The organism is Mycobacterium avium subsp. avium (assembly GCF_009741445.1).
Classification (GTDB): Bacteria; Actinomycetota; Actinomycetes; order Mycobacteriales; family Mycobacteriaceae; genus Mycobacterium; species Mycobacterium avium.
In genome coordinates this window covers 284640-304199 of record NZ_CP046507.1, presented here as the reverse complement: position 1 = coordinate 304199, position 19560 = coordinate 284640, and the positions used below count along the sequence as shown (strand labels likewise).

The window sequence follows — 19560 nt, the reverse complement described above, 5'->3', positions numbered from 1 at the left end:
AAGGACCGACCGCAGGAGTGTTCGTTGTGCATATCAATCCAGTACCTCGGTCGCGGATGGGGCGAATCGCCTGGTCATGGCTGCGTCATCCGGTGAAGAGCCGTGAGTTCCCCGCCAAGCACGAGCGTCTGGTCACCGCGCAGGACCTTCTGCTGTTCGGTGTGTGATCGCCGGGCCGACGTGGCGTCAGACCCCCGGTGTGTTTGCTCGCGGCGGGCCCGGCGGGCGGGTGCCTCAGGAACGCAATAAACCCGAGTCGCGGATCGCCTCGGCGAGCGGCTCCAGCACCGCGGGGTCGTGCGGCGGCGGCAGGTAGACGATGCCGAGATCCAATCCCTCGGCGGCCAGCGCGGCCGCGCCGTCGATGACCTTGCCGTAGTCCAGGTCCGGCTCCAGCCGCAGGTGCGCCGAGAGCAGGATCTCCTTGGGATCGCGCCCGATGTCCGCGCAATGCGAGGCCAGCACGTCTCGCTTGTGGGCGAAGACGTCCGGCGGGCCGCCGACGAAGTTCCAGTGCTGGGCGTAGCGGGCGGTGATCCGCAGGGTGCGCTTCTCCCCGCTGCCGCCGATGCAGATCGGCGGGTGCGGCCGCTGCGGTCCCTTCGGCTCGTTGCGGGCCCCCTTGAGCTGGTAGAACTTGCCGTCGAAGTCGGTGGTCTCCTGGCTGAGCAGGCTGGTCAGCACCGCGCACGCCTCCTCGAAGCGGTCGAAGCGTTCCCGGATGCTGCCCAGTTCGATGCCGTAGGCGCCGGACTCCTCCTCGTTCCAGCCGGCGCCGATACCGAGCTCGAGCCGGCCGCCGGAGATGATGTCGACCGCGGCGGCCATGTTGGCCAGCACCGCGGGGTGGCGGTAGTGGATCCCGGTGACCAGGGTGCCCAGCCGCAGCCGCTTGGTGGCCTGCGCCAGCGCGGTCAGCGTCGTCCAGCCCTCCAGGCAGGGGCCGCTGCTGTCGGAGAAGATCGGGTAGAAGTGATCGAACGTCCAGCCGGATTCGTAGACGTCGATGTCGTCGGCCGCTTGCCAGACGGCCAGCATCTGGGCCCAGGTGGTGTTCTGCGGGGAGGTCTTGAAGGCGAATCGCATGACGCCGACGTTAGTCGGTCTTTATGAAGGACAACTAAACTCGACGTTCTGATGACGTTCGGTTGTGGCTCCCTGGGACTCGACACCAAGATCACCCTGCTGGCCGCGGGGCAGATCTTTTTGCTCGCGCTGATCCTGGGCGTGTGGAAGTACCGCGAGATGATGACCTCGGAGAACCACCTTGCGCATCCCTACGTCGACATCGCGCACCGGGCGGCCCTGCTGTACTCGTTCGCCACGCTGCTGATCGCGGTGTTCGTGCAACTGAGCGCCTGGCCGGTGTGGGTGAACCTGGCCGCGGCCGGGGTGCTGGTCTTCTTCTTCCTGGCGGCCATCCTGGCCTACATCGGCCACGGCGCGCGGCGCGACACCGTCAACCAGTTCGAGCGCCCCACCGCCGGACTGCGGTGGTCGATGGCCGCGCTGATCGTCGGGGAGATCGGCGGATTCGGCGTGCTGTTCGCCGGGTTCGTCGCCGGACAGCTGTGGTGATCCGCGCGGGGGTTCGGCGGTGATCTGCGGCGCCCGGCCTCTCCGCGCTGGCGGTCACCGCGCGGGCACACTGGAGTCATGGACCCGGTAGTTGCGCTGCGGCAGATCGCGTACTACAAGGACCGCAGCCGCCACGACCCCAGGCGGGTGATGGCCTACCGCAACGCGGCCGACATCATCGAGGGCCTCGACGAGGCGACGCGGGAGCGCCACGGGCAGGCCAACAGCTGGCAGTCGCTGCCGGGCATCGGACCCAAGACCGCCAAGGTGATCGCGCAGGCCTGGTCCGGTCGCGAACCCGACATGCTGGTCGAATTGCGTTCTGCCGCAGAGGATCTCGATGGCGGCGATATCCGTTCGGCGCTGCGCGGCGATCTGCATGTGCACTCGAACTGGTCGGACGGTTCGGCGCCGATCGAGGAGATGATGGCCGCCGCGGCGGCGCTCGGTCACGAATACTGCGCGCTGACCGACCATTCGCCACGGCTGACCATCGCCAACGGCCTGTCGCCGGAGCGGCTGCGCAAGCAGCTCGACGTGATCGACCGGCTGCAGGACACCGTCGCGCCGATGCGCATCCTGACCGGGATCGAGGTGGACATCCTCGAGGACGGCGGGCTGGACCAGGAACCCGAACTGCTGGAGCGGCTCGACGTCGTGGTGGCCAGCGTGCACTCCAAGCTGTCGATGGATTCCGCCGCGATGACCCGCCGGATGCTGCGCGCCGTGCAAAATCCGCACGCCGACGTGCTCGGCCACTGCACCGGCCGGTTGGTGTCCGGCAACCGCGGCATCCGGCCGGAGTCCAAGTTCGACGCCGAGGCGGTGTTCACCGCCTGCCGCGAGCACGGCACCGCGGTGGAGATCAACTCCCGGCCGGAACGCCGCGACCCGCCGACCCGGCTGCTGAACCTGGCGCTGGAGATGGGCTGCGTGTTCAGCATCGACACCGATGCGCACGCGCCGGGCCAGCTGGAATTCCTCGGCTACGGCGCCCAGCGCGCCCTGGACGCCGGGGTGCCCGTCGACCGGATCGTCAACACCTGGCCGGCCGAACGGCTGCTGGAGTGGACGGCCGGCTAGGTCCGATCAGTCCGGCAGGTGCGGCATCTCGAGTCCCGGGTCGCGGCCCAGCAACACCGCCGGCGTCAGCGCCGCCTTGCCGTAGCGGCGCCGCACCCGGTCGATCGCGGCGTCGATGGCATCTGGCGGCCGACCCTCGAACGGCAGCATCAACTGCTGGGCGCCGTCGCGGTCGATGCCCGACACGGCGAAGCCGACCAGCGTCAGCCCGCGCCGCGCGATCATCGGCGCCGCGCCCGCCACCAGCCGCCGGGCGGCGGCCAGGATCGGCGCGGTGGACGACGTGGCCCACGGCAGGGTGTGCGAGCGGGTCGTCCGGGTGAAGTCGTCGAAGCGCAGCCGCAGCACCACGGTGCGACCGGTGCGCCCGGCGGCGCGCATCCGCCCGGTGATGCGGTCGATCAGGTTGACCACCACGGCGTCGATCTCGCTGTCGGACATGGTGTTTCCGGCCCGGCCCAGCGCCCGCTGGGCGCCGACCGACCGGCGCCGCACACCGGTGCTCACCCGCCTGCGGTCGATGTTGCGGGACAGCGCGTAGAGCTGCCGGCCCATCGCGGCGCCCACCATCGAGCCCAGCGTCGACTCGCTGAGCTCGGCCACGTCGGCCACGGTGGCGATGCCGTGCGCGCGCAGCTTCTCGGCCGTCACCGCCCCCACGCCCCACAGCCGGCGCACCGGCAGCGGGCGCAGGAAGGCCAGCTCCTGATCGGGCGGCACCAGCAACAGGCCGTCCGGCTTGGCCTGCTGGCTGGCCACCTTGGCCAGGAACTTGGTCCGGGCGATCCCGACGGTGATCGGCAGCCCGACCCGGTCGCGCACGTCGGCGCGCAGCCGCTGCGCGATGGCCACCGGCGTGCCGGACACCCGGCGCAGCCCGCCCACATCGAGGAACGCCTCGTCGACCGACAGCGGCTCCACCAGCGGGGTGCACTCGCGGAACACCCGGAAAACGGCGTCGCTGGCGCGGGTGTAGGCGTGCATCCGCGGCGGCACCACCACGGCGTGCGGGCAGAGCCGGCGGGCCTGCGCCCCGCCCATCGCGGTCCGCACGCCGTAAGCCTTGGCCTCGTAGCTGGCCGCCAGCACCACGCCGCCGCCGACGATCACCGGCCGGCCGCGCAGCGTCGGGTCGTCGCGCTGTTCCACCGACGCGTAGAAGGAGTCCAGGTCGGCGTGCAGGATGGACGCATCACACCGCACGAACATATGTTCGCATGCGGTGCCGACAGGCGGCGCTAGCCGGATTCGCCGTAGATGCTGCTGACCCAGATGTGGGTGAGGGTGTCGACCACCCGGTCCTCGGCGACGGCCGGGGTCTCGGCGGACAGGGCGGCCATCATGGTGCGCTCGTTCATCTGGTTCAACGACGTGGCCAGGTCGGCGGCGGGAATGGTGTCCGGCGCCGCGCCGCGCTCGCGTTCGGCGGTGATCATGGCCGCGGTCTGGTCGATCCACTTCTGCATGAATCCCGACCACACCGAGCGCAGCTCGGAGCTGGTGGCCAGCGCCTCGGTGGCCGCGCGGGCCAGCGCGCGATGCGAGCTGAACGCGGTGAAGAACGCCTTGATGCCGTTGCGCCACACCCGCCGGGGGTCCGTCGGCAGCCGCTGCACGGCACCGTCGAACTCGGCGTCGGCCCGGGCGATCACCGGCTCGAGCAGCGAGAGCACCACCGCCTCTTTGGACTTGAAATAGAAGTAGAACGTGGGCCGGGATAGCCCGGCGCCCTTGGCCAGGTCGTCGACCGAGATGCCGGCGAACGGCCGAGTCTCCAGCAGTCGCTCGGCGGTGGCGAGGATGGCCTGCTCGCGCTCGTCGCCGGTGGGGCGGATGGCGCGACGGCCCCGCAGGGCGCGCGTCTGGCCGACGGTAGTCACGGCCGCTACCTTACACGCCGTCGATAAATTCGACAGGGTGTTGACCGCTTCGACACGGTGTTGATAGCGTGGTTTTCATGACTGAACACCTTGACGTCCTCATCGTGGGCGCCGGAATCTCCGGCGTGAGTGCCGCCTGGCACCTGCAGAACCGCTGCCCCACCAAGAGCTACGCCATCCTGGAACGCCGCGCCGACCTGGGCGGCACCTGGGACCTGTTCAAGTACCCGGGCATCCGGTCCGACTCCGACATGTTCACGCTCGGCTTCCGCTTCAAGCCGTGGCGGTCGGCGAAGTCGATCGCCGACGGCGCGTCGATCAAGGCCTACATCAAGGAGGCCGCGGTCGAGAACCGGATCGAGCCGCACATCCGCTACCGGCACCGGGTGGTGGCCGCCGACTGGTCCGATGCCGACAACCGCTGGACGGTGACCGTGGAACACGACGGCCAGCGCAGCGAGATCACCTGCTCGTTCCTGTTCGCCTGCACCGGCTACTACAACTACGACGAGGGCTACTCGCCCACCTTCCCCGGGGCCGAGGATTTCGGCGGCACCATCGTCCACCCGCAGCACTGGCCCGAGGACCTCGACTATGCGGGCAAGCGCATCGTGGTCATCGGCTCCGGTGCCACCGCGATCACCCTGATCCCGGCCCTGGTGAACTCCGGCGCCGGGCATGTGACGATGCTGCAGCGCTCGCCGACCTACATCGGCTCGCTGCCCGGGGTCGACCCGTTCGCCGAGCGGGCCAACCGGCTGCTGCCCGACCGGCTGGCGCACATGGCCAACCGCTGGAAAGCCATCGCGTTCAGCACCTTCCAGTACCAGCTGTCCCGCAAGGCCCCGGCCTACATGCGCAAGACGCTGATGACGATGGCCAAGCGCCGCCTGCCCGAGGGCTACGACGTGGAAAAGCACTTCGGGCCGCGCTACAACGTGTGGGACGAGCGGCTGTGCCTGGCCCCCGACGGCGACTTCTTCCGCACCATCCGGCACGGCAAGGCCGACGTCGTCACCGACACCATCGACCGGTTCACCACGACCGGCATCAGGCTGAACTCCGGCGAGGAACTGCCGGCCGACATCATCGTCACCGCAACGGGATTGAACATGCAGCTGCTCGGTGGGGTGACGCCGACCCGCAACGGCGACCCGGTCGACCTGACGTCGCTGATGACCTACAAGGGGCTGATGTTCTCCGGGATGCCGAACTTCGCCATCACGTTCGGCTACACCAACGCATCGTGGACGCTGAAGGCCGACCTGGTCTCCGAATTCGTCTGCCGGCTGCTGAACTACATGGACGCCAAGGGGTTTGACTTCGTGGAGCCGCAACACCCGGGCGAGGACGTCGACGCGCTGCCGTTCATGGACTTCACTCCGGGCTACTTCCGCCGGTCGATGCACCTGCTGCCCAAGTCTGGGTCGCGGGCCCCGTGGCGGCTCAAGCAGAACTACTTCTTCGACATGCGGACCATCCGGCGCGGCAGGGTCGACGACGAGGGCCTGAAGTTCGCGAAAAAGCGTGCGCCGGTAGCGGTTTAGTCTCCTGCAGCGACGACGACGATCCCGTCGTCGTCGCTGTAGGCGATGTCGCCGGGCGTGAACGTCACACCGCCGAGGGTGATGTCGACGTCGCGCTCGCCGGCGCCGGTCTTGGTGCTCTTGCGCGGATTGGTGCCCAGCGCCTTGACGCCGATGTCCATGCCGCGCAGGGCGGCGCTGTCGCGCACCGCACCGTTGACGATCAGCCCGGCCCAGCCGTTGGCGCGGGCCAGCTCGGCGATGGCGTCGCCGACCAGCGCGGTGTGCAGCGAGCCGCCGCCGTCGACCACCAGGACTCCGCCGCCACCCGGCTCGGAGAGCACCGATTTGAGCAGCGCGTTGTCCTGGAAGCAGCGCACCGTGCTGATCGGCCCGGCGAATTCGGTGCGCCCGCCGAGCTGACGGAATTGCAGGTCGCAGCTGCGCACGTCGGGCCCGATGTCGTCGACCAGGTCGGCGGTGGGCCGAAAGGAAACGGTCACGTCGGCGCTCAGCGGCGGCGCAGCTGGCGGATGAGCAGGATAGCCAGCAGGCTGACGGCGACGGCGACGATCAGCGGCACCGGCGACTGACCCGCCGCCGGACCGACCACCGCGGGAGCCACCGGGTTATCCGCGGCTTCGACGGTCGACTTCGCTTGTGCGGCAGCATCTTTGGCGGCGGCGGTCAGGTCCCCGTTGGTGTCGGCCCGCTGCCCGCCGCCGGTGGGGGTGTTCTTGGCCGGCGCCTTCTTCGCGGGGGCCTTCTTGGCGGGTGCCTTCTTGGCGGGCGCCTTCTTCGCAGGTGCCTTCTTGGCCGGCGCTTTCGCGGTCTTCTTGGCCGCCTTGGCGGGCGGTTTCTTCTCCGGCGGGTCGCCGGCGCCGTCGGCTGCGCTGTTGGTGGGGTCCTGCGGGTCTGCCATGCGGCCGCTCCTCGACCTTCCTCTGTCGTCGTTCCCTGGCTCACCGGGGTCTTCGACCCATCATGCCAGGACGCCTCCCGCCGCCCGGGCCGCCGGTCACCGCCCGCGCCGGGCCGCCCACCAGGCGCCCCCGGCGATCAGCGCCGCCGCGGCCGCCACGAACGGCCAGACCGGCACCGCGCCGCCACCCCCGCCGGCGTGCCCGGCCGCGGCGGGCCCCGGTGTGCCGGTGCCGGGCACGGTCAGCCGGAACGACCAGGATCCCGCCACCACGTGGCCGTCCGCGGAGGTCACCCGGTAGTTCGCCGTGTACGTCCCGGCCGGCCCCAGCGGTCGCACCGCCACGCTGACCACCGCGCCCTGCACGGTGGGCTCTCCGGTGGACCACACGTTGCCGTCCGGCCCGACCACCGTCATCGCGGCGAAGGTGGTTTGCAGCTGCTCGTTGAAGGTCGCGCTGACCCGGTGCGGCCCGGTCGTCAGCGCCGCGTCGGCGGCGGGGTCGGTCGCCACGCGGGCGGCGTGCGCCCACGCCGCGGGCGCGGTCAGCCCGGCGATCAGGACCAGGGCGCCGACGCACGCGCCAACCGCCCAGCGCCTCATGCCCGCCGGCGGACCAGGGCGATCGCGATGCCGAGCGCGGCCAGCACCAGCGCGGCGCCGCCCAGCCACCGCGCGGCGTTGTCGGCCGCGGCGGGCCCGCCGGGGTGCTGGTGGCCGGCCGCCGGCCCGGCGGCCAGGGCGAGCGTCGGGGCCGGGTGCTCGGGCTCGCCGCCGTCGGGCAGCGGCGGCTGATCCCACTTGACCACGGTGCCGTCGGCGTAGGTCTGGGTGGCCGGAAAGCTGACGGTGTCGGCGTCGGGCAGCTTCACCGACAGCCGGAACAGGGCGAACTGGTCGGGCCCGATGCCGCCGCCCGCGGCGGCGGTCCAGGTGACCGAGCGGACGGTGCCGGATGCCGCGTCCCGGTCCAGCCGGGCCGTCCAGCCCGGCATGGTCTCGGTGTGCGCCGCGGCCACGTTGGGCAGCGCGACGGTCAGCGCGGTGGTGGCGGCCCCGGTGTTGGATTCGTTGGGCACCTGGAAGGTGACGACGGCCATGGCGCCGCGCACCGGGTTGTCGCTGCCGGCGTGCACGTGCGCCGACGCGATCGGGGACCAGGCCACCGATCCGAGGCACAGGGCGGCGACGGCGACCAGCAGGCGCGGGGCCCGGCGCTTGCGCGGCGGCATGCGGGTCAGCTCAACCCGAGGCGGGCCATCAGGTCCGCCTCGATGCCGTCGAGCTGCGAGGAGATGGCGGCGTGTGCCGCCCGGCGTCGGGCGGCGGGCATGTTCTCCGCGGCGGTCACCGCGGCCGCCAGGTCGGTGAGCCGCTCGGAGATGGCGGCGACGAACTGCTTCGTCTCGCCGTCCTTGGGTTTGCGTTCCTGCACCATCCGCAACGACTTCTCCGCCCCGGCGATGCGGGCCGACAGCTGGGCGCCGTGGCCGGAGAACTGGCCGATCTTGGCCAACGGGACGCCCAGCCGATCGGCGCGGCGCTGGTCGATCAGCGCGCGCGCCGAGACGGCGGCGCGGTAGACGAGCGGGGTGAGGATCGGGGCGAGCAGCCGGGACACCGTGAGAATCCGCCGGATTCGGGTGGGCGACAAGATCTTGCCCTCCCGCGCGGCCTTGAGTTCGGCCTCGGCGACTTTAAGGGCGTTGCGGTCGCTGTCGCGCTGCGCCTTGATCTGCGCCTTGAGCGCCTTGTCCTGGGCGCGCAGCGCGGATTTGGCGCGGCGGGCCTCGTTCTTGGCGGCCAGCTTGGCCTCCAGCTTGGCGCGGGCCTTGATCGCGCGGGCTTCGGCGCGACGCGTCGCGCGGCTCTTTCGCTTGCGGAACAGGCCCATTCCCTCACCGCTCCCCGGTAATTTCGCTGGCAATCGTTCTCTGACGCTCTCGCGTTGCGCGATCCGTGAGCCAACCCTAATGGGAATGGGCGGGCGGCAGCCCGCCAGGGCAGGCCGGGACGGGCGCTGCCGGGCCGGGGTGGGCGTCAGGCGTCCAAGTGCTCCGCGCGACGCAGCTCGTTGACCCGATCCATGACCTCGCGCTGGGCCTCGGGCGAGAGCTCGGCGGTGCGCATCGCGATGCGGCGCACGTTGTCATCGCGCGACATGGCCAGCCAGGACAGTTCCGCATCGAGCTTTTCGTAGTACTCGTCGTCGGTGAAGTAGGCCGGCTTGATGCGGAAGAAGTTGGCCAGCGCGGCCATGGTGGCCGACGACGGGTTGGTGCGGTTGCCCGAACGCAGCTGGGACAGGTAGGGAGCCGACATCGTGATGCCCTCCGCCTTGAGCGCCGCGATCACTTCCGCGGAGGTGTGCGGACCCCGTCCGGGCGGATACACCGTGTCGAACAGGCGGTTCAGGCGAGCAGCGAATGTCGTGCTCATGGATATGACCTCCACAGGGCTGTAGAAGTTAACTGTTACCTAGGTGTATTTGCTGATCATGGTAGCGAGGCTTGGTAACGGTAACCAGGTGCAAACCCATGGCGATTCCCGAGCCGCATAGCTGACGCCCGCCAACTCCCCACTCAACGAGCGTCTAACTGATTCGCTGGGGTGTCCACTAAATCGCTGAAACTCACAGGTTATCCGCAGAATTGGACACCCGTCCCGAAGTGGCGGGCATCCGGCCCGTTGACGGTCGTGCTGATTACCGCGCCGGTGCTGGGCAATTGCGCCGCAACGAGCCGCGGAGCGGGGACGAACCCGGGGACCCTTTGCTGCCGAACGTAACCACGGGGCCGGTCAGCCCCGTCGCGCGGCGCCGCACGGGCCGTCGGGCATCGAAAAGGGGGAACGGCGCAGTCGCTAGGCGGCGAGCAGCATCGCCAGGATCGCGGTGTCCGGGTGGCTGATCGGGTCGACGCCCACCCGGCTCACCATCGAGGTGATGGTGCCGTCGGCCTCGGCTTCCACCCAGGCGGCCCGGTGTTCGAGCCCGAGGTAGGGCAGGCCGGGCAGCAACACGCATCCCGACGCCGCGCCCGTGCATTCGGGCAGCGACGGCATGGTTTCCGACGGCGGATGCAGCATCAGCAGGGCGGGGGGTTGGTGGTCGGCGAAATGGCCTGGCGGGATTGCTGATTCACCGAAAACGGTGCCTTCGGCCAGCACCAGGCCGACCGTGCCGGGCTCGGGTTCGTCGGGCAGTTCCTCGCGGGCGCCGAACACCGTTGTGGTGGAGAGCAATCCGGGCAACGACGCGACCCGGACCGCGACCATGAGCAGCTGCGCCCACTCCTTGGTGGAATCCGGCCAGCGTCCGGAGATCACGAACCCTTTCAGGGCACCACGAGAATGGAAGGGGGACACCCCGATAGGCCGATCCGACCCTGTTTCCATTTCGACCTCCGCGCGACGCCTCCGCTATGGAAATGACCACACTGGCAGCTCGAATAATCAAGCATGCCTGCGGTTTCGGCGGCTGGCAACACGACACGGCCGCGAAACGACGAGGGCGCCGCGTAGCGCGCGACGCCCCCGCCGATCGAGAGGAAAGTCAGCCGAAGATCAGGCCTTGGGCCTTGGAAGTGGCGGCGGCGTACCGCTTCTGCACGTCCGCCCAGTTGACCACGTTCCAGAACGCCTTGACGTAGTCCGCCTTGACGTTCTTGTACTGCAGGTAGAACGCGTGCTCCCACATGTCGACCTGCAGCAGCGGGATGATGCCCAGCGGGACGTTGGCCTGCTGGTCGTAGAGCTGGAAGGTCAGCAACCGGCTGCCCAGGGTGTCATAGCCCAGCACCGCCCAGCCGGAGCCCTGCAGGCCGTTGGCGGCGGCGCTGAATTGCGCTCGGAACTTGTCGAAGGACCCGAACGCGTCGTCGATCGCGGCGGCCAGCTCACCGGTGGGCTTGTCACCGCCGTCCGGCGACAGGTTCTTCCACCAGATCGAGTGGTTGACGTGGCCGCCCAGGTGGAAGGCGAGGTTCTTTTCGTTCAGGAAGATCGCAGCGTGGTCCTCGTTGGCGCGGGCCTCTTCGAGCTTGGCAAGAGCGTCGTTCACGCCTTTGACGTAGGTGGCGTGGTGCTTGGTGTGGTGGATCTCGTTGATCTGCCCCGAGATGTGCGGTTCCAACGCTGCATAGTCCCAGTCCAGGTCGGGCAGGGTGTATTCAGCCACGGCATTCCTTTCTTCGATTGTCGTCTTGACGCTCAGTCGCGCGGGCCACCTCGCGGCGGCCGGGCGTTATCAACCCTGCTCCATGACCGCGCGCACCGCAAGAACGAGCCCGCTGAGCCGGAAGGCGGATACCCGCTCAGCGGTGTTTCAAGACAGGACTTCAAGACAAGACGATGAGGGCCAATACCGCCAGCAGCGCCAGTGCGATCAATCCGGCGCGCAGTGCCGCGACGCTGTAGCTGTGGTTCCACGCGGGCGAGCCGCCATACGACTTCGACGGGGCCGGTGATCCCGGACCGAACGAATGCGTGGCCATCAAACGCCTTTCACCCCCGGTCACCTCGCCAAGTGAGGTGAGTCACAAACACCTTTCGAGAACGCGATCATAGCGCTTTGTCACGAGGTTGCGAAATAAGCCCCTGACCTGCGAGTTGCTCGATAACGGCAGGTGCGCGGGCGCCGCCGGGCCGAAGGTGCGGCGCCGGAGCGGAGGTGGCGTCGGCGGTGGTTAGCCGGCCAATCCATTTCGCTCGATCGCAGGCTTGCGGCAACGCGACGGCGTGTATAAGAAACCGGGTGTTATCCACAGTGACACCGCGGTTAGCCGCCAGAGGCAGTAGCGATGCCTATCCATACCCCCTGGGGCGGTGTGGATAAACCTGTGGAAACTGTGGATAGTGTGCGGCGGTCGGCGGCGTTGCCCGGCCGGGCGGCGATCGTCGGCGACGCTAGTCTGGTCCGGTGATCCAGGTGTGCTCTCAATGCGGCACCCGCTGGAATGTGCGCGACCGGCAGCGCGAGTGGTGCCCGCGCTGTCGGGGTGCCCTGATGGCGCCCCTGCCCGACGCCCCGCCGGCCGGTCCCGCGCGGGCCCCGGGGTGGCAGCGCACGCCGCCGCGGCTGCCCCCCGGCTACCGGTGGATAGCGGTGCGTCCCGGCGCGGCGCCGCCGCCGCGGCGCGGCCGTCGTCCCCTCGGGCCCACCCCCCGCTACGCGGTGATTCCGCGCTGGGGGCTGGCCGACCGCGTCGAGCCGCCGCCCGCCGTCGCCGCCGCGTCCGCGCACCCGGGACCGCCGGCGCAGCTGGTCCGCAGCACGTCCTTCGTCGGCGTGCTGGTGCTCGGCATCGCCGCCCTGGTCTACGTCGTGCGCTACCTGCTGCTGGTGATCAACCGCGATACTTTGCTGTACTCGTGGGTGGCGATCGGCGCCGACTGGCTCGGCGTGCTGGCCAGTGTGGGCGCGGTGGGGGCGGTGATCGCCTCCGGCGTGGCGCTGATCCGCTGGATGATCGCGCGGCGCGCCGCGGTGTTCGCCCACCACGGCCTGCCCGACCCGCGCTCGGCGCGGGCGTTGGGGGCCGGCTGCGTGGTGCCGCTGGCCAACCTGCTGTGGGCGCCGGTGTTCGTGATCGAGCTGGCCCTGCTGGAGGAGCACTACCACCGGCTCAAGGGGCCCATTCTGCAGTGGTGGATCACCTGGGTGTGCAGCTACGCGGTGTCCGTCTCGGCCATCGCGACCAGCTTCGTCACCGACGCCCAGGGCATCGCCAACAACACCATCCTGATGGTGTTCGGGTATCTGTTCGCCGCCGCCACCCTGGCCGCGGCAACCCGCATTTTCGAGGGATTCCAGCGCAAACCCGTGGCGCGGCCCGCGCACCGCTGGGTGATGGTTCCCGACGACGGCCCGCCCCCGCCGGCGCCGGGCGCCCCGGTTGAGTTCAAGGGCCAGGAACCGGCAGCATAGGGGTATGACGTGGGCCGACGAGGTGCTCGCCGGGCATCCCTTTGTCGTTGCCCACCGCGGCGCGTCGGCCGCCCGGCCCGAACACACCCTGGCCGCCTACGACCTCGCCCTCAAGGAGGGCGCCGACGGCGTGGAATGCGACGTGCGGCTGACCCGCGACGGCCACCTGGTGTGCGTGCACGACCGCCGGCTGGACCGGACCTCGACGGGGGCCGGGTTGGTCAGCACGATGACGCTGGCGCAGCTGCGTGAGCTCGAGTACGGGGCCTGGCACGACAGTTGGCGCGAGGACGGCGCGCACGGCGACACCAGTTTGCTGACGCTGGACGCGCTGGTGTCGCTGGTGCTGGATTGGCGCCGGCCGGTGAAGCTGTTCATCGAGACCAAGCACCCGGTCCGGTACGGCTCGCTGGTGGAGACCAAGCTGCTGGCGCTGCTGCACCGGTTCGGCATCGCCGCGCCCGCCTCCGCCGACCGGTCCCGCGCGGTGGTGATGTCGTTTTCGGCGTCGGCGGTGTGGCGGATCCGGCGGGCCGCGCCGCTGCTGCCCACCGTGCTGCTCGGCAAGACCGCCCGCTATCTGATCAGCGGGGCGCCGACGGCGGTCGGGGCGACCGCGGTGGGGCCGTCGCTGCCGACGCTGAGGGAGTATCCGCAGCTCGCCGACCGCGCCATCGCGCAGGGCCGGGCGGTCTACTGCTGGAACGTCGACGACTACCAGGACATCGACTTCTGCCGCGACGTCGGCGTGGCCTGGCTGGCCACACACCACCCGGGCCGCACCAAGGCGTGGCTGCAGGGCCACCGCGACGGCAACGGCTAGCTCGACGGCTGCTGTTCGTCCGTGCTGCCCGCCGGCAGCTGCCCGTCGGAGGACAACGCGTCGAACAGCCGGGCCGCCCGCGCGTGGTCCCACACCACCACCGAGCCGGCGTCGCCGCTGGTGAACTCGCCGATCGGGACCGTCACCGTGGCGGGGGAGCCGTGCAGCGCCCAGCCGAGCCGGGCCAGGTCCCAGGCGTGGTCGGCGCGGTCCACGGTCAGCGAGTCGGCGACCGCGCGCGGCGCCGCGTACCAGCGCCACGGGTTGAGCCAGACCGCGGGGCTGGCCGCACGGTGCAGCAGCGCCGCGACGAACTGCCGTTGATTGACCATCCGGTCCAGATCGGCGCGCGGGGTGTCGCGGCTGCGCACGTAGCCCAGCGCGTTGCGGCCGTCCAGCGTCTGGCAGCCGGCCGGCAGGTCGAGGCCGGCCAGCGGGTCGTGCATCGGCGCCTGCGGGCACACCCTCACCCCGCCCAGCGCATCCACCAGGGCGGCGAACCCGCCGAACCCGATCTCGGCGTAGTGCGCGATGCGCAGCCCGGTGGCCTGCTCCACCGTGCGGACCAGCAGCGTCGCCCCGCCCATGGCGAACGCGGCGTTGATCTTGTCCTTGCCGTGCTCGGGGATCGGCACGTAGGAGTCGCGCGGTATCGACACCATCGTCGGCGCCACGCCGGACCCCACCCCGGGAAGGTGGACCAGCAGGATGGTGTCGGTGCGGCCGTCGCCGATGTCACCGCCGGTGGCCAGCTGCTGTTGCTGCTCGGCGCTCAGACCCTGGCGGCTGTCCGAGCCGACGATCAGCCAGTTGCTGCCGCGGCCCGGCTCGGGCCGGCCCGGGTAGTCGGCGAGCACCGGCTCGCGGTGCAGCTTGGTGTCGAACCAGGCCACCCCGGCGCCCAGGCCGACGCCGGCCAGCAGCAGCACCACCAGCAGGGCCGAGGCCACCGCCCGGACCCAGCGGCGCTTGCGCCGGGGGCGTGCCGGGCCTATGGCTGATGCGGGTGGCGCGGGCCGTGCGGGTGGGGCGGGCGGGGGCCGGTGCAGCGGCTGGGTGGGCGCGTGCGGCGAGGGCGCCGGACCGCCGGGCCGGGGGATCACCGGAGACGGCTCGGGCCCGGGTTGACGCGGCGGGCCCTGACGGCCCGGCCGCCGGCCCCGCGGGGGGAAGTCGCCGTTCACCCGGCCAACCTACGTGGCTGGGGCCGCCCCGCGCGCAGACGACGCCGTCCGGGTCAGCCGCGGGCCCGCAACCCGTTGATGAACGGGCAGCCCATCAGCACCCGGATGGCCTGGCTCAGCCCGGTCATGTCGTCCACCGGTTTGTGGAAGGGCAGTCGCACGTCGTGGTCGCGGTCGTTGCCCTCGACCCGGAACCGCACCCCGTAACGGTCCAGGCCCAGGGGTCGCACCTGCCCGCGCCGTAACGGCGCGGGCAGCCGGGACACCAGCCGGGACACCACGTCGCCGTGGGCGGTGTCCAGATGCCACAGCAGGTCGGACTCGAGCGCGCAGAACGGGTCGGGCCTGGCCGCGAGCAGATCCGCCACGTCGACCGGCTCGGCGCCGGTCGCGTCGGTGACCACCACGGACGCGATCTCCAGCCGCCGCAGCACATACCGCGGCTCCGTCCCGTCCGCGCGGCGCGGGGTGTCGACGTTCAGCAGGGCGGGGTTGGGGCATTCGGCGGCGATGACGTCGAGCGTTTCGAGGATCTGCGCCGGGTCGACCTCGCGCAGCCGCCCGCGCACCCAGACTAGCGACCGGACCGGCTCGCGCAGCGGCAGCGGCGCGTAGTCGGTCAGCTCGAGCAGCGCCGGCGCCCCCGCGACGGGCCGCAGCCGGTGTTCCCGCGCGACCGGCAGCGCCAGCGCGAAGGAGCCGGCAAACGGGCCGGCGCCGATGAGGTGATGGACGGGCGTGGGAACCGGGTCGTCGTGTTCGATCGCCAGCAGCGCGCCGCCGGCGCGGACGCACGCGCTGCGGATCCGTTCGGCAGTGGACGGGGCGGGGCAGGTCTGCGGTAACACGATTCTCCTTTGCTTAGGTAAGCCTAAGTTAACTTACCGCGTGTGGCGTGGCAAGAGTCTTCCCGCCGGCCCGCCGCTAGGGTTGGGTCCGTGGCCCGCATCGCTTACCTCGGTCCGGAAGGGACCTTCACCGAGGCGGCGCTGCGGCAGATCACCGCCGCCGGCCTGGTCCCCGGACAGGGGGCGGACGGTGTGCGGCCCACGCCGGTCGACGGCACGCCCGCGGCGCTGGACGCGGTGCGCGACGGCGCCGCCGACTACGCGTGCGTGCCGATCGAGAACTCCATCGACGGCTCGGTGACGCCCACCCTGGACAGCCTCGCGATCGGCTCGCCGCTGCAGGTGTTCGCGGAGACGACGCTGGACGTGGCGTTCAGCATCGTGGTCAAGCCGGGACTGTCCGCCGCCGACGTGCGGACCCTGGCGGCCATCGGGGTGGCCGCCGCCCAGGTGCGCCAGTGGGTGGCCGCCAACCTGGCCGGCGCGCAGCTGCGCCCGGCCTATTCCAACGCCGACGCCGCCCAGCAGGTGGCCGAGGGGCGCGCCGACGCCGCGGTGACCTCCCCGCTGGCCGCCGCCCGCTGGGGGTTGGACACCCTGGCCGACGGCGTCGTCGACGAACCCAACGCCCGCACCCGCTTCGTCCTGGTCGGGCCGCCCGCGCCGCCGCCGGCCCGCACCGGCGCCGACCGGACCTCGGTGGTGCTGCGCATCGACAACGCGCCGGGCGCCCTGCTGGCCGCGCTCGCCGAGTTCGGCATCCGCGGCATCGACCTGACCCGCATCGAATCCCGGCCCACCAGAACGGGTTTGGGCATCTACCGGTTCTTCGCCGATTGCGTGGGCCACATCGACGACGAACCCGTCGCCGAGGCGCTCAAGGCGCTGCACCGCCGCTGTGCCGACGTGCGCTACCTGGGTTCGTGGCCCACCGGCACCCCTGCGGGGGCGCTGCCGCCGTCGACGGAGGAAGCGGTGCGCTGGCTGGCGGCGGTGCGGGACGGCAAACCCGAACCCCCCGGGGAGTCGCGGCGGTGAGCGGCCGGTTGATCCTGGTGCGGCACGGCCAGTCGTACGGAAACGTCGAGCGCCGCCTCGACACCCGGCCGCCCGGCGCCGAGCTCACGCCGCTGGGCCGCGACCAGGCCCGCGAGTTCGCCCGCCGGTCGGGCCGGCCGGCCATGCTCGCGCACTCGGTGGCCACCCGGGCCTCGCAGACCGCGGCGGTGATCGGCGGGCAGCTTGCGCTGCCGCCCGTCGAGCTGGGCGGCATCCACGAGGTGCAGGTCGGGCGGCTGGAAAACCGCAACGACGACGAGGCGGTCGCGGAGTTCAACGCCATCTACGAGCGGTGGCACCGCGGCGAGCTCGAGGTGCCGCTGCCCGGCGGCGAAACCGGCAGCGAGGTGCTGGACCGCTACCTGCCGGTGCTCACCGAGCTGCGGCTGCGCTACCTGGACGACCACGATTTCCACGGCGACATCGTGGTCGTCAGCCACGGCGCGGCGATCCGGCTGGCGGCCGCCGTGCTCGCCGGCGTCGAGGCCGACTTCGCGCTGGACCATCACCTCGACAACGCCCAGTCGGTGGCGCTGACTCCGATCACCGACGGGCGGTGGAGCTGTGTGCGCTGGGGCACGCTGACGCCGCCGTTCTACCCCGAGGCCGCCGAGATCCCCGCCACCCCGGTGGCCGACGCGGTGCGCTCCACCACCGACCCGATGGGCTGAGCCCGCCGATCAGACGGCGAGCGCGATGACTTCGGTGCAGGCGCAACCGACTGCGTCGCAGTCGATGACGAAGGCGTGCGGCATCAATTCGGGCGTGAAGCAGTCCGGCTCGGTGCATTCGGACCGGTGCAACGCATGGCGAATGATGGTGCCGTGACAGTGATCCAAGCCTGCCCGGCAGTCGCGGCAGTCTGTGCTCATAGGTGAGTTCATAGCACCGCGGGCCGACAAATCCGGGATGCCGCGCCCGGGGTGTCAGGCCCAACCCAACTGATGCAGCCGCTCGTCGTCGATGCCGAAGTGGTGGGCGATCTCGTGGATCACCGTGACCGCGACCTCCTCGATCACCTGCTGCTCGGATTCGCACACGTCCAGCAGCGCCGCCCGGTAGATGGTGATGGCGTCCGGCAGCGCGCCGGAGTAGTCGCGTTCGGTCAGCGCCACGCCCTCGTACAGCCCGAGCAGGTCGGGCTCCTCGGGGTGGCGGTCGTCGACCAGGACGACGACGTTGTCCATGGCCGCGGCCAGCTCGGGCGGGATCAGGTCGAGGGCGTCGGAGACCAGTTCGTCGAACCGCTGCGGATCCATCCGCACGGGCACGGCGGCTAGCCTGCCGGCGGGGGCCCGCCCGGCGGGGCCTCTGGCGCGGGCGGGGGAGGCGGAGGGGGCGCCGCGGGCGGGGCCTCGGGTGCCGGGTTGGCCGGGGGCGGGGCGCCGTTGTCGACCGGCGGCGGCGGGGCCTGCGGGGGCTGGGTCACCACCGGCTGCTGGCCGGGCAGGTGCTGGTTGTTCGGCGGCATCTCCGGGGCGGCGGCGGAGCCGGACTGGGTCGACGGCGACTGCGCCGGAGCCTGCAACGGGATGGGCGGCATCGACAGCCGCTCCTCGGGAATGTCGGGCGGCGGCACCGGGGGCTGGCCGTTGATCAGCAGCTGCCCCTTGGCGCTGTTCAGCAGCGTGGCCCAGCCGCCGTTGCCCAGCGTCGCGCCGATGCTGCAGGCCACCTCGCGGCTGCCGGCCGTCCAGCTGGCCAGCGGCACGGTGGGGTAGATCAGCGTCAGCGTGGTGGTGCGCAGCTTGACCGGCGCCAGGTACGCGTCGGTCATCTTGGTGCAAGAGTCCTTGATGAAGGCGTCCTGGTCCGGCTCGGCGGGCAGCGCGCCGGGGAACTTCTCGGCCAGGTTGACCGTGCCGGTCACCTCCATCGCGTGCGGGGCCGCGCAGTCCACCGGCACATCGGTGGGCTGGTTGGTCGCCGAGTCGATGCCCAGGCAGGTGCCGGTCGGCCAGATCTTGGACTGGTCGACGTCGGCGACCTTGCCCTTGAACACCTGCTGCTGGTTGTTCGCGCCGGGCAGTTGCAGGCCGCACAGCATGCGGCGATCCCCACCCTGGCGCCAGGCCCGGTCGCCGGGCCACAGCAGGCTGACGGTGAACTTGCTGTTCGGGTCGAACTTGGGGCCCAGGTAGTTGCGGACGGCGGCCTCGCACTGCTCCTGGGTGATCTGCTGGATGCGGGCCGGGGTCGGTGGCGCGGCGTTGGGCCCGTACTCCGAGCCGGGGAAGGTGCGCATGTCGATGGATTCGGCGACCTCGAACTTGTGGTCGTCGCCGCAGTTGACGATCTTCGCCGACTCCGGGGTGGTGTCGGGCCACATCAGGCATTCCCCGCTGGCGGCCCGGTTGAAGGCGGCGTCGCTCTTGGCGCCGGTGCTGCGCACCGGACTGGCGTCCAGCAGCCGGCCGGACCCGGTGCCGCCGCCGACCGGGATCGCGGTGACCAGCCCGGCGATCAGCAGGCCGCCGAGCGCGGTCAGCAGCAGCGCGCGCCGGGTCGCGCGGGCCTGCAGGCTGCGCGGCCACAGGAAGGCCGAGGCGGCGGTCGTCTCGACCGCGGGGGCTTCCCCGGCTTCCGGAAGGTCCTTCTCGGGCGCTTGCGACATCGGCTCCATTCTGACAGCAGCGCCGCAGCGCCGTTACAAAAGTTACTGATGTGAGTCCTGAGGCCCCCGCGGGGTGCTGCGCCGGTCGGCCGGACCGGGTGAAAGTAGGCTTCGGGC

General features: G+C 71.2%; 24 protein-coding genes. 7 read left to right on the top strand and 17 right to left on the bottom strand.

Annotated features, from left to right (window positions below):
• Positions 1-234 precede the first annotated feature (234 nt).
• Entirely contained in the window at positions 235-1086 is an 852-nt protein-coding gene (locus MAA44156_RS01520) for an LLM class F420-dependent oxidoreductase (RefSeq protein WP_009974401.1), read from the bottom strand.
• A 51-nt stretch (positions 1087-1137) separates the two neighbouring features.
• Here MAA44156_RS01520 and MAA44156_RS01515 point away from each other — a divergent pair, with 51 nt between their 5' ends.
• Positions 1138-1578 (top strand): hypothetical protein, encoded by a 441-nt coding sequence (locus tag MAA44156_RS01515; RefSeq protein WP_009974403.1) that lies wholly within the window; start codon positions 1138-1140, stop codon positions 1576-1578.
• 78 nt (positions 1579-1656) lie between these two features.
• A complete protein-coding gene (locus tag MAA44156_RS01510) occupies positions 1657-2661 on the top strand; it encodes a PHP domain-containing protein (RefSeq protein ID WP_009974404.1) in 1005 nt (334 codons plus the stop codon).
• Positions 2662-2667: 6 nt separating this feature from the next.
• On the opposite strand, the gene dinB is transcribed toward MAA44156_RS01510, so the two are convergent.
• Together dinB and MAA44156_RS01500 are read right to left on the bottom strand one after the other, a co-directional pair.
• Positions 2668-3870: a DNA polymerase IV gene (gene dinB / locus MAA44156_RS01505; RefSeq protein WP_009974407.1), complete on the bottom strand. Its 1203-nt coding sequence runs from the start codon at positions 3868-3870 to the stop codon at positions 2668-2670.
• A gap of 29 nt (positions 3871-3899) precedes the next feature.
• A complete protein-coding gene (locus MAA44156_RS01500; RefSeq protein WP_009974408.1) occupies positions 3900-4541 on the bottom strand; it encodes a TetR/AcrR family transcriptional regulator in 642 nt (213 codons plus the stop codon).
• Between the two features lie 77 nt (positions 4542-4618).
• Here MAA44156_RS01500 and MAA44156_RS01495 point away from each other — a divergent pair, with 77 nt between their 5' ends.
• Entirely contained in the window at positions 4619-6088 is a 1470-nt protein-coding gene (locus tag MAA44156_RS01495; protein ID WP_009974409.1) for a flavin-containing monooxygenase, read from the top strand.
• Here the strand turns inward: MAA44156_RS01495 and rraA are convergent.
• The 9 genes from rraA to MAA44156_RS23215 all read right to left on the bottom strand — a co-directional run bounded on the left by rraA (position 6085) and on the right by MAA44156_RS23215 (position 11482).
• Positions 6085-6570 carry a ribonuclease E activity regulator RraA gene (rraA, locus tag MAA44156_RS01490; protein ID WP_009974410.1) on the bottom strand — a complete coding sequence of 162 codons (486 nt, stop codon included), beginning with the start codon at positions 6568-6570 and terminating at the stop codon, positions 6085-6087. The genes MAA44156_RS01495 and rraA overlap by 4 nt on opposite strands.
• An 8-nt stretch (positions 6571-6578) precedes the next feature.
• Entirely contained in the window at positions 6579-6989 is a 411-nt protein-coding gene (locus tag MAA44156_RS01485; RefSeq protein WP_003872288.1) for an Rv3852 family protein, read from the bottom strand.
• A 96-nt stretch (positions 6990-7085) separates the two neighbouring features.
• A complete protein-coding gene (locus tag MAA44156_RS01480; RefSeq protein WP_011723387.1) occupies positions 7086-7592 on the bottom strand; it encodes a copper resistance CopC family protein in 507 nt (168 codons plus the stop codon).
• Positions 7589-8221, bottom strand: coding sequence for a YcnI family copper-binding membrane protein (locus MAA44156_RS01475; protein ID WP_011723388.1), 633 nt, complete (start codon positions 8219-8221; stop codon positions 7589-7591). The genes MAA44156_RS01480 and MAA44156_RS01475 overlap by 4 nt, the downstream gene beginning before the upstream one ends.
• A gap of 5 nt (positions 8222-8226) precedes the next feature.
• Positions 8227-8883: a DUF6474 family protein gene (locus MAA44156_RS01470; RefSeq protein WP_009974419.1), complete on the bottom strand. Its 657-nt coding sequence runs from the start codon at positions 8881-8883 to the stop codon at positions 8227-8229.
• Between the two features lie 146 nt (positions 8884-9029).
• Positions 9030-9428, bottom strand: a complete 399-nt coding sequence (locus MAA44156_RS01465) for a helix-turn-helix transcriptional regulator (protein WP_003872292.1) — start codon at positions 9426-9428, stop codon at positions 9030-9032.
• 423 nt (positions 9429-9851) lie between these two features.
• Complete coding sequence (locus MAA44156_RS01460; protein WP_003872293.1) at positions 9852-10385, bottom strand: hypothetical protein; 534 nt, start codon at positions 10383-10385, stop codon at positions 9852-9854.
• 157 nt (positions 10386-10542) lie between these two features.
• Positions 10543-11166 carry a superoxide dismutase gene (locus MAA44156_RS01455; protein ID WP_003872294.1) on the bottom strand — a complete coding sequence of 208 codons (624 nt, stop codon included), beginning with the start codon at positions 11164-11166 and terminating at the stop codon, positions 10543-10545.
• A 160-nt stretch (positions 11167-11326) separates the two neighbouring features.
• Positions 11327-11482 carry a hypothetical protein gene (locus tag MAA44156_RS23215; RefSeq protein WP_003872295.1) on the bottom strand — a complete coding sequence of 52 codons (156 nt, stop codon included), beginning with the start codon at positions 11480-11482 and terminating at the stop codon, positions 11327-11329.
• 425 nt (positions 11483-11907) lie between these two features.
• Here MAA44156_RS23215 and MAA44156_RS01450 point away from each other — a divergent pair, with 425 nt between their 5' ends.
• Together MAA44156_RS01450 and MAA44156_RS01445 are read left to right on the top strand one after the other, a co-directional pair.
• The gene (locus MAA44156_RS01450) at positions 11908-12915 is read left to right on the top strand and encodes a DUF4328 domain-containing protein (RefSeq protein WP_076221098.1); all 1008 of its coding nucleotides are present in this window, start codon (positions 11908-11910) and stop codon (positions 12913-12915) included.
• A gap of 4 nt (positions 12916-12919) precedes the next feature.
• Complete coding sequence (locus MAA44156_RS01445) at positions 12920-13738, top strand: glycerophosphodiester phosphodiesterase (RefSeq protein WP_009974423.1); 819 nt, start codon at positions 12920-12922, stop codon at positions 13736-13738.
• On the opposite strand, the gene MAA44156_RS01440 is transcribed toward MAA44156_RS01445, so the two are convergent.
• Positions 13735-14688, bottom strand: coding sequence for an LCP family protein (locus MAA44156_RS01440; RefSeq protein WP_009974425.1), 954 nt, complete (start codon positions 14686-14688; stop codon positions 13735-13737). The genes MAA44156_RS01445 and MAA44156_RS01440 overlap by 4 nt on opposite strands.
• 287 nt (positions 14689-14975) lie before the next feature.
• The gene (locus MAA44156_RS01435) at positions 14976-15770 is read right to left on the bottom strand and encodes a DUF2470 domain-containing protein (RefSeq protein ID WP_009974426.1); all 795 of its coding nucleotides are present in this window, start codon (positions 15768-15770) and stop codon (positions 14976-14978) included.
• 90 nt (positions 15771-15860) lie between these two features.
• Here MAA44156_RS01435 and pheA point away from each other — a divergent pair, with 90 nt between their 5' ends.
• Positions 15861-16808: a prephenate dehydratase gene (gene pheA, locus MAA44156_RS01430; protein ID WP_003872300.1), complete on the top strand. Its 948-nt coding sequence runs from the start codon at positions 15861-15863 to the stop codon at positions 16806-16808.
• Entirely contained in the window at positions 16805-17500 is a 696-nt protein-coding gene (locus MAA44156_RS01425) for a histidine phosphatase family protein (protein ID WP_003872301.1), read from the top strand. The genes pheA and MAA44156_RS01425 overlap by 4 nt, the downstream gene beginning before the upstream one ends.
• A 9-nt stretch (positions 17501-17509) precedes the next feature.
• Here MAA44156_RS01425 and MAA44156_RS01420 read toward each other — a convergent pair whose 3' ends face one another.
• From MAA44156_RS01420 to MAA44156_RS01410, 3 genes are read right to left on the bottom strand one after another with little or no spacing between them, the layout of a single operon-like run.
• Positions 17510-17701 carry a hypothetical protein gene (locus MAA44156_RS01420; protein WP_003872302.1) on the bottom strand — a complete coding sequence of 64 codons (192 nt, stop codon included), beginning with the start codon at positions 17699-17701 and terminating at the stop codon, positions 17510-17512.
• Positions 17702-17755: 54 nt separating this feature from the next.
• Complete coding sequence (locus MAA44156_RS01415; protein WP_009974429.1) at positions 17756-18100, bottom strand: metallopeptidase family protein; 345 nt, start codon at positions 18098-18100, stop codon at positions 17756-17758.
• Between the two features lie 5 nt (positions 18101-18105).
• Complete coding sequence (locus MAA44156_RS01410) at positions 18106-19452, bottom strand: septum formation family protein (RefSeq protein WP_011723395.1); 1347 nt, start codon at positions 19450-19452, stop codon at positions 18106-18108.
• Positions 19453-19560: the final 108 nt, after the last annotated feature.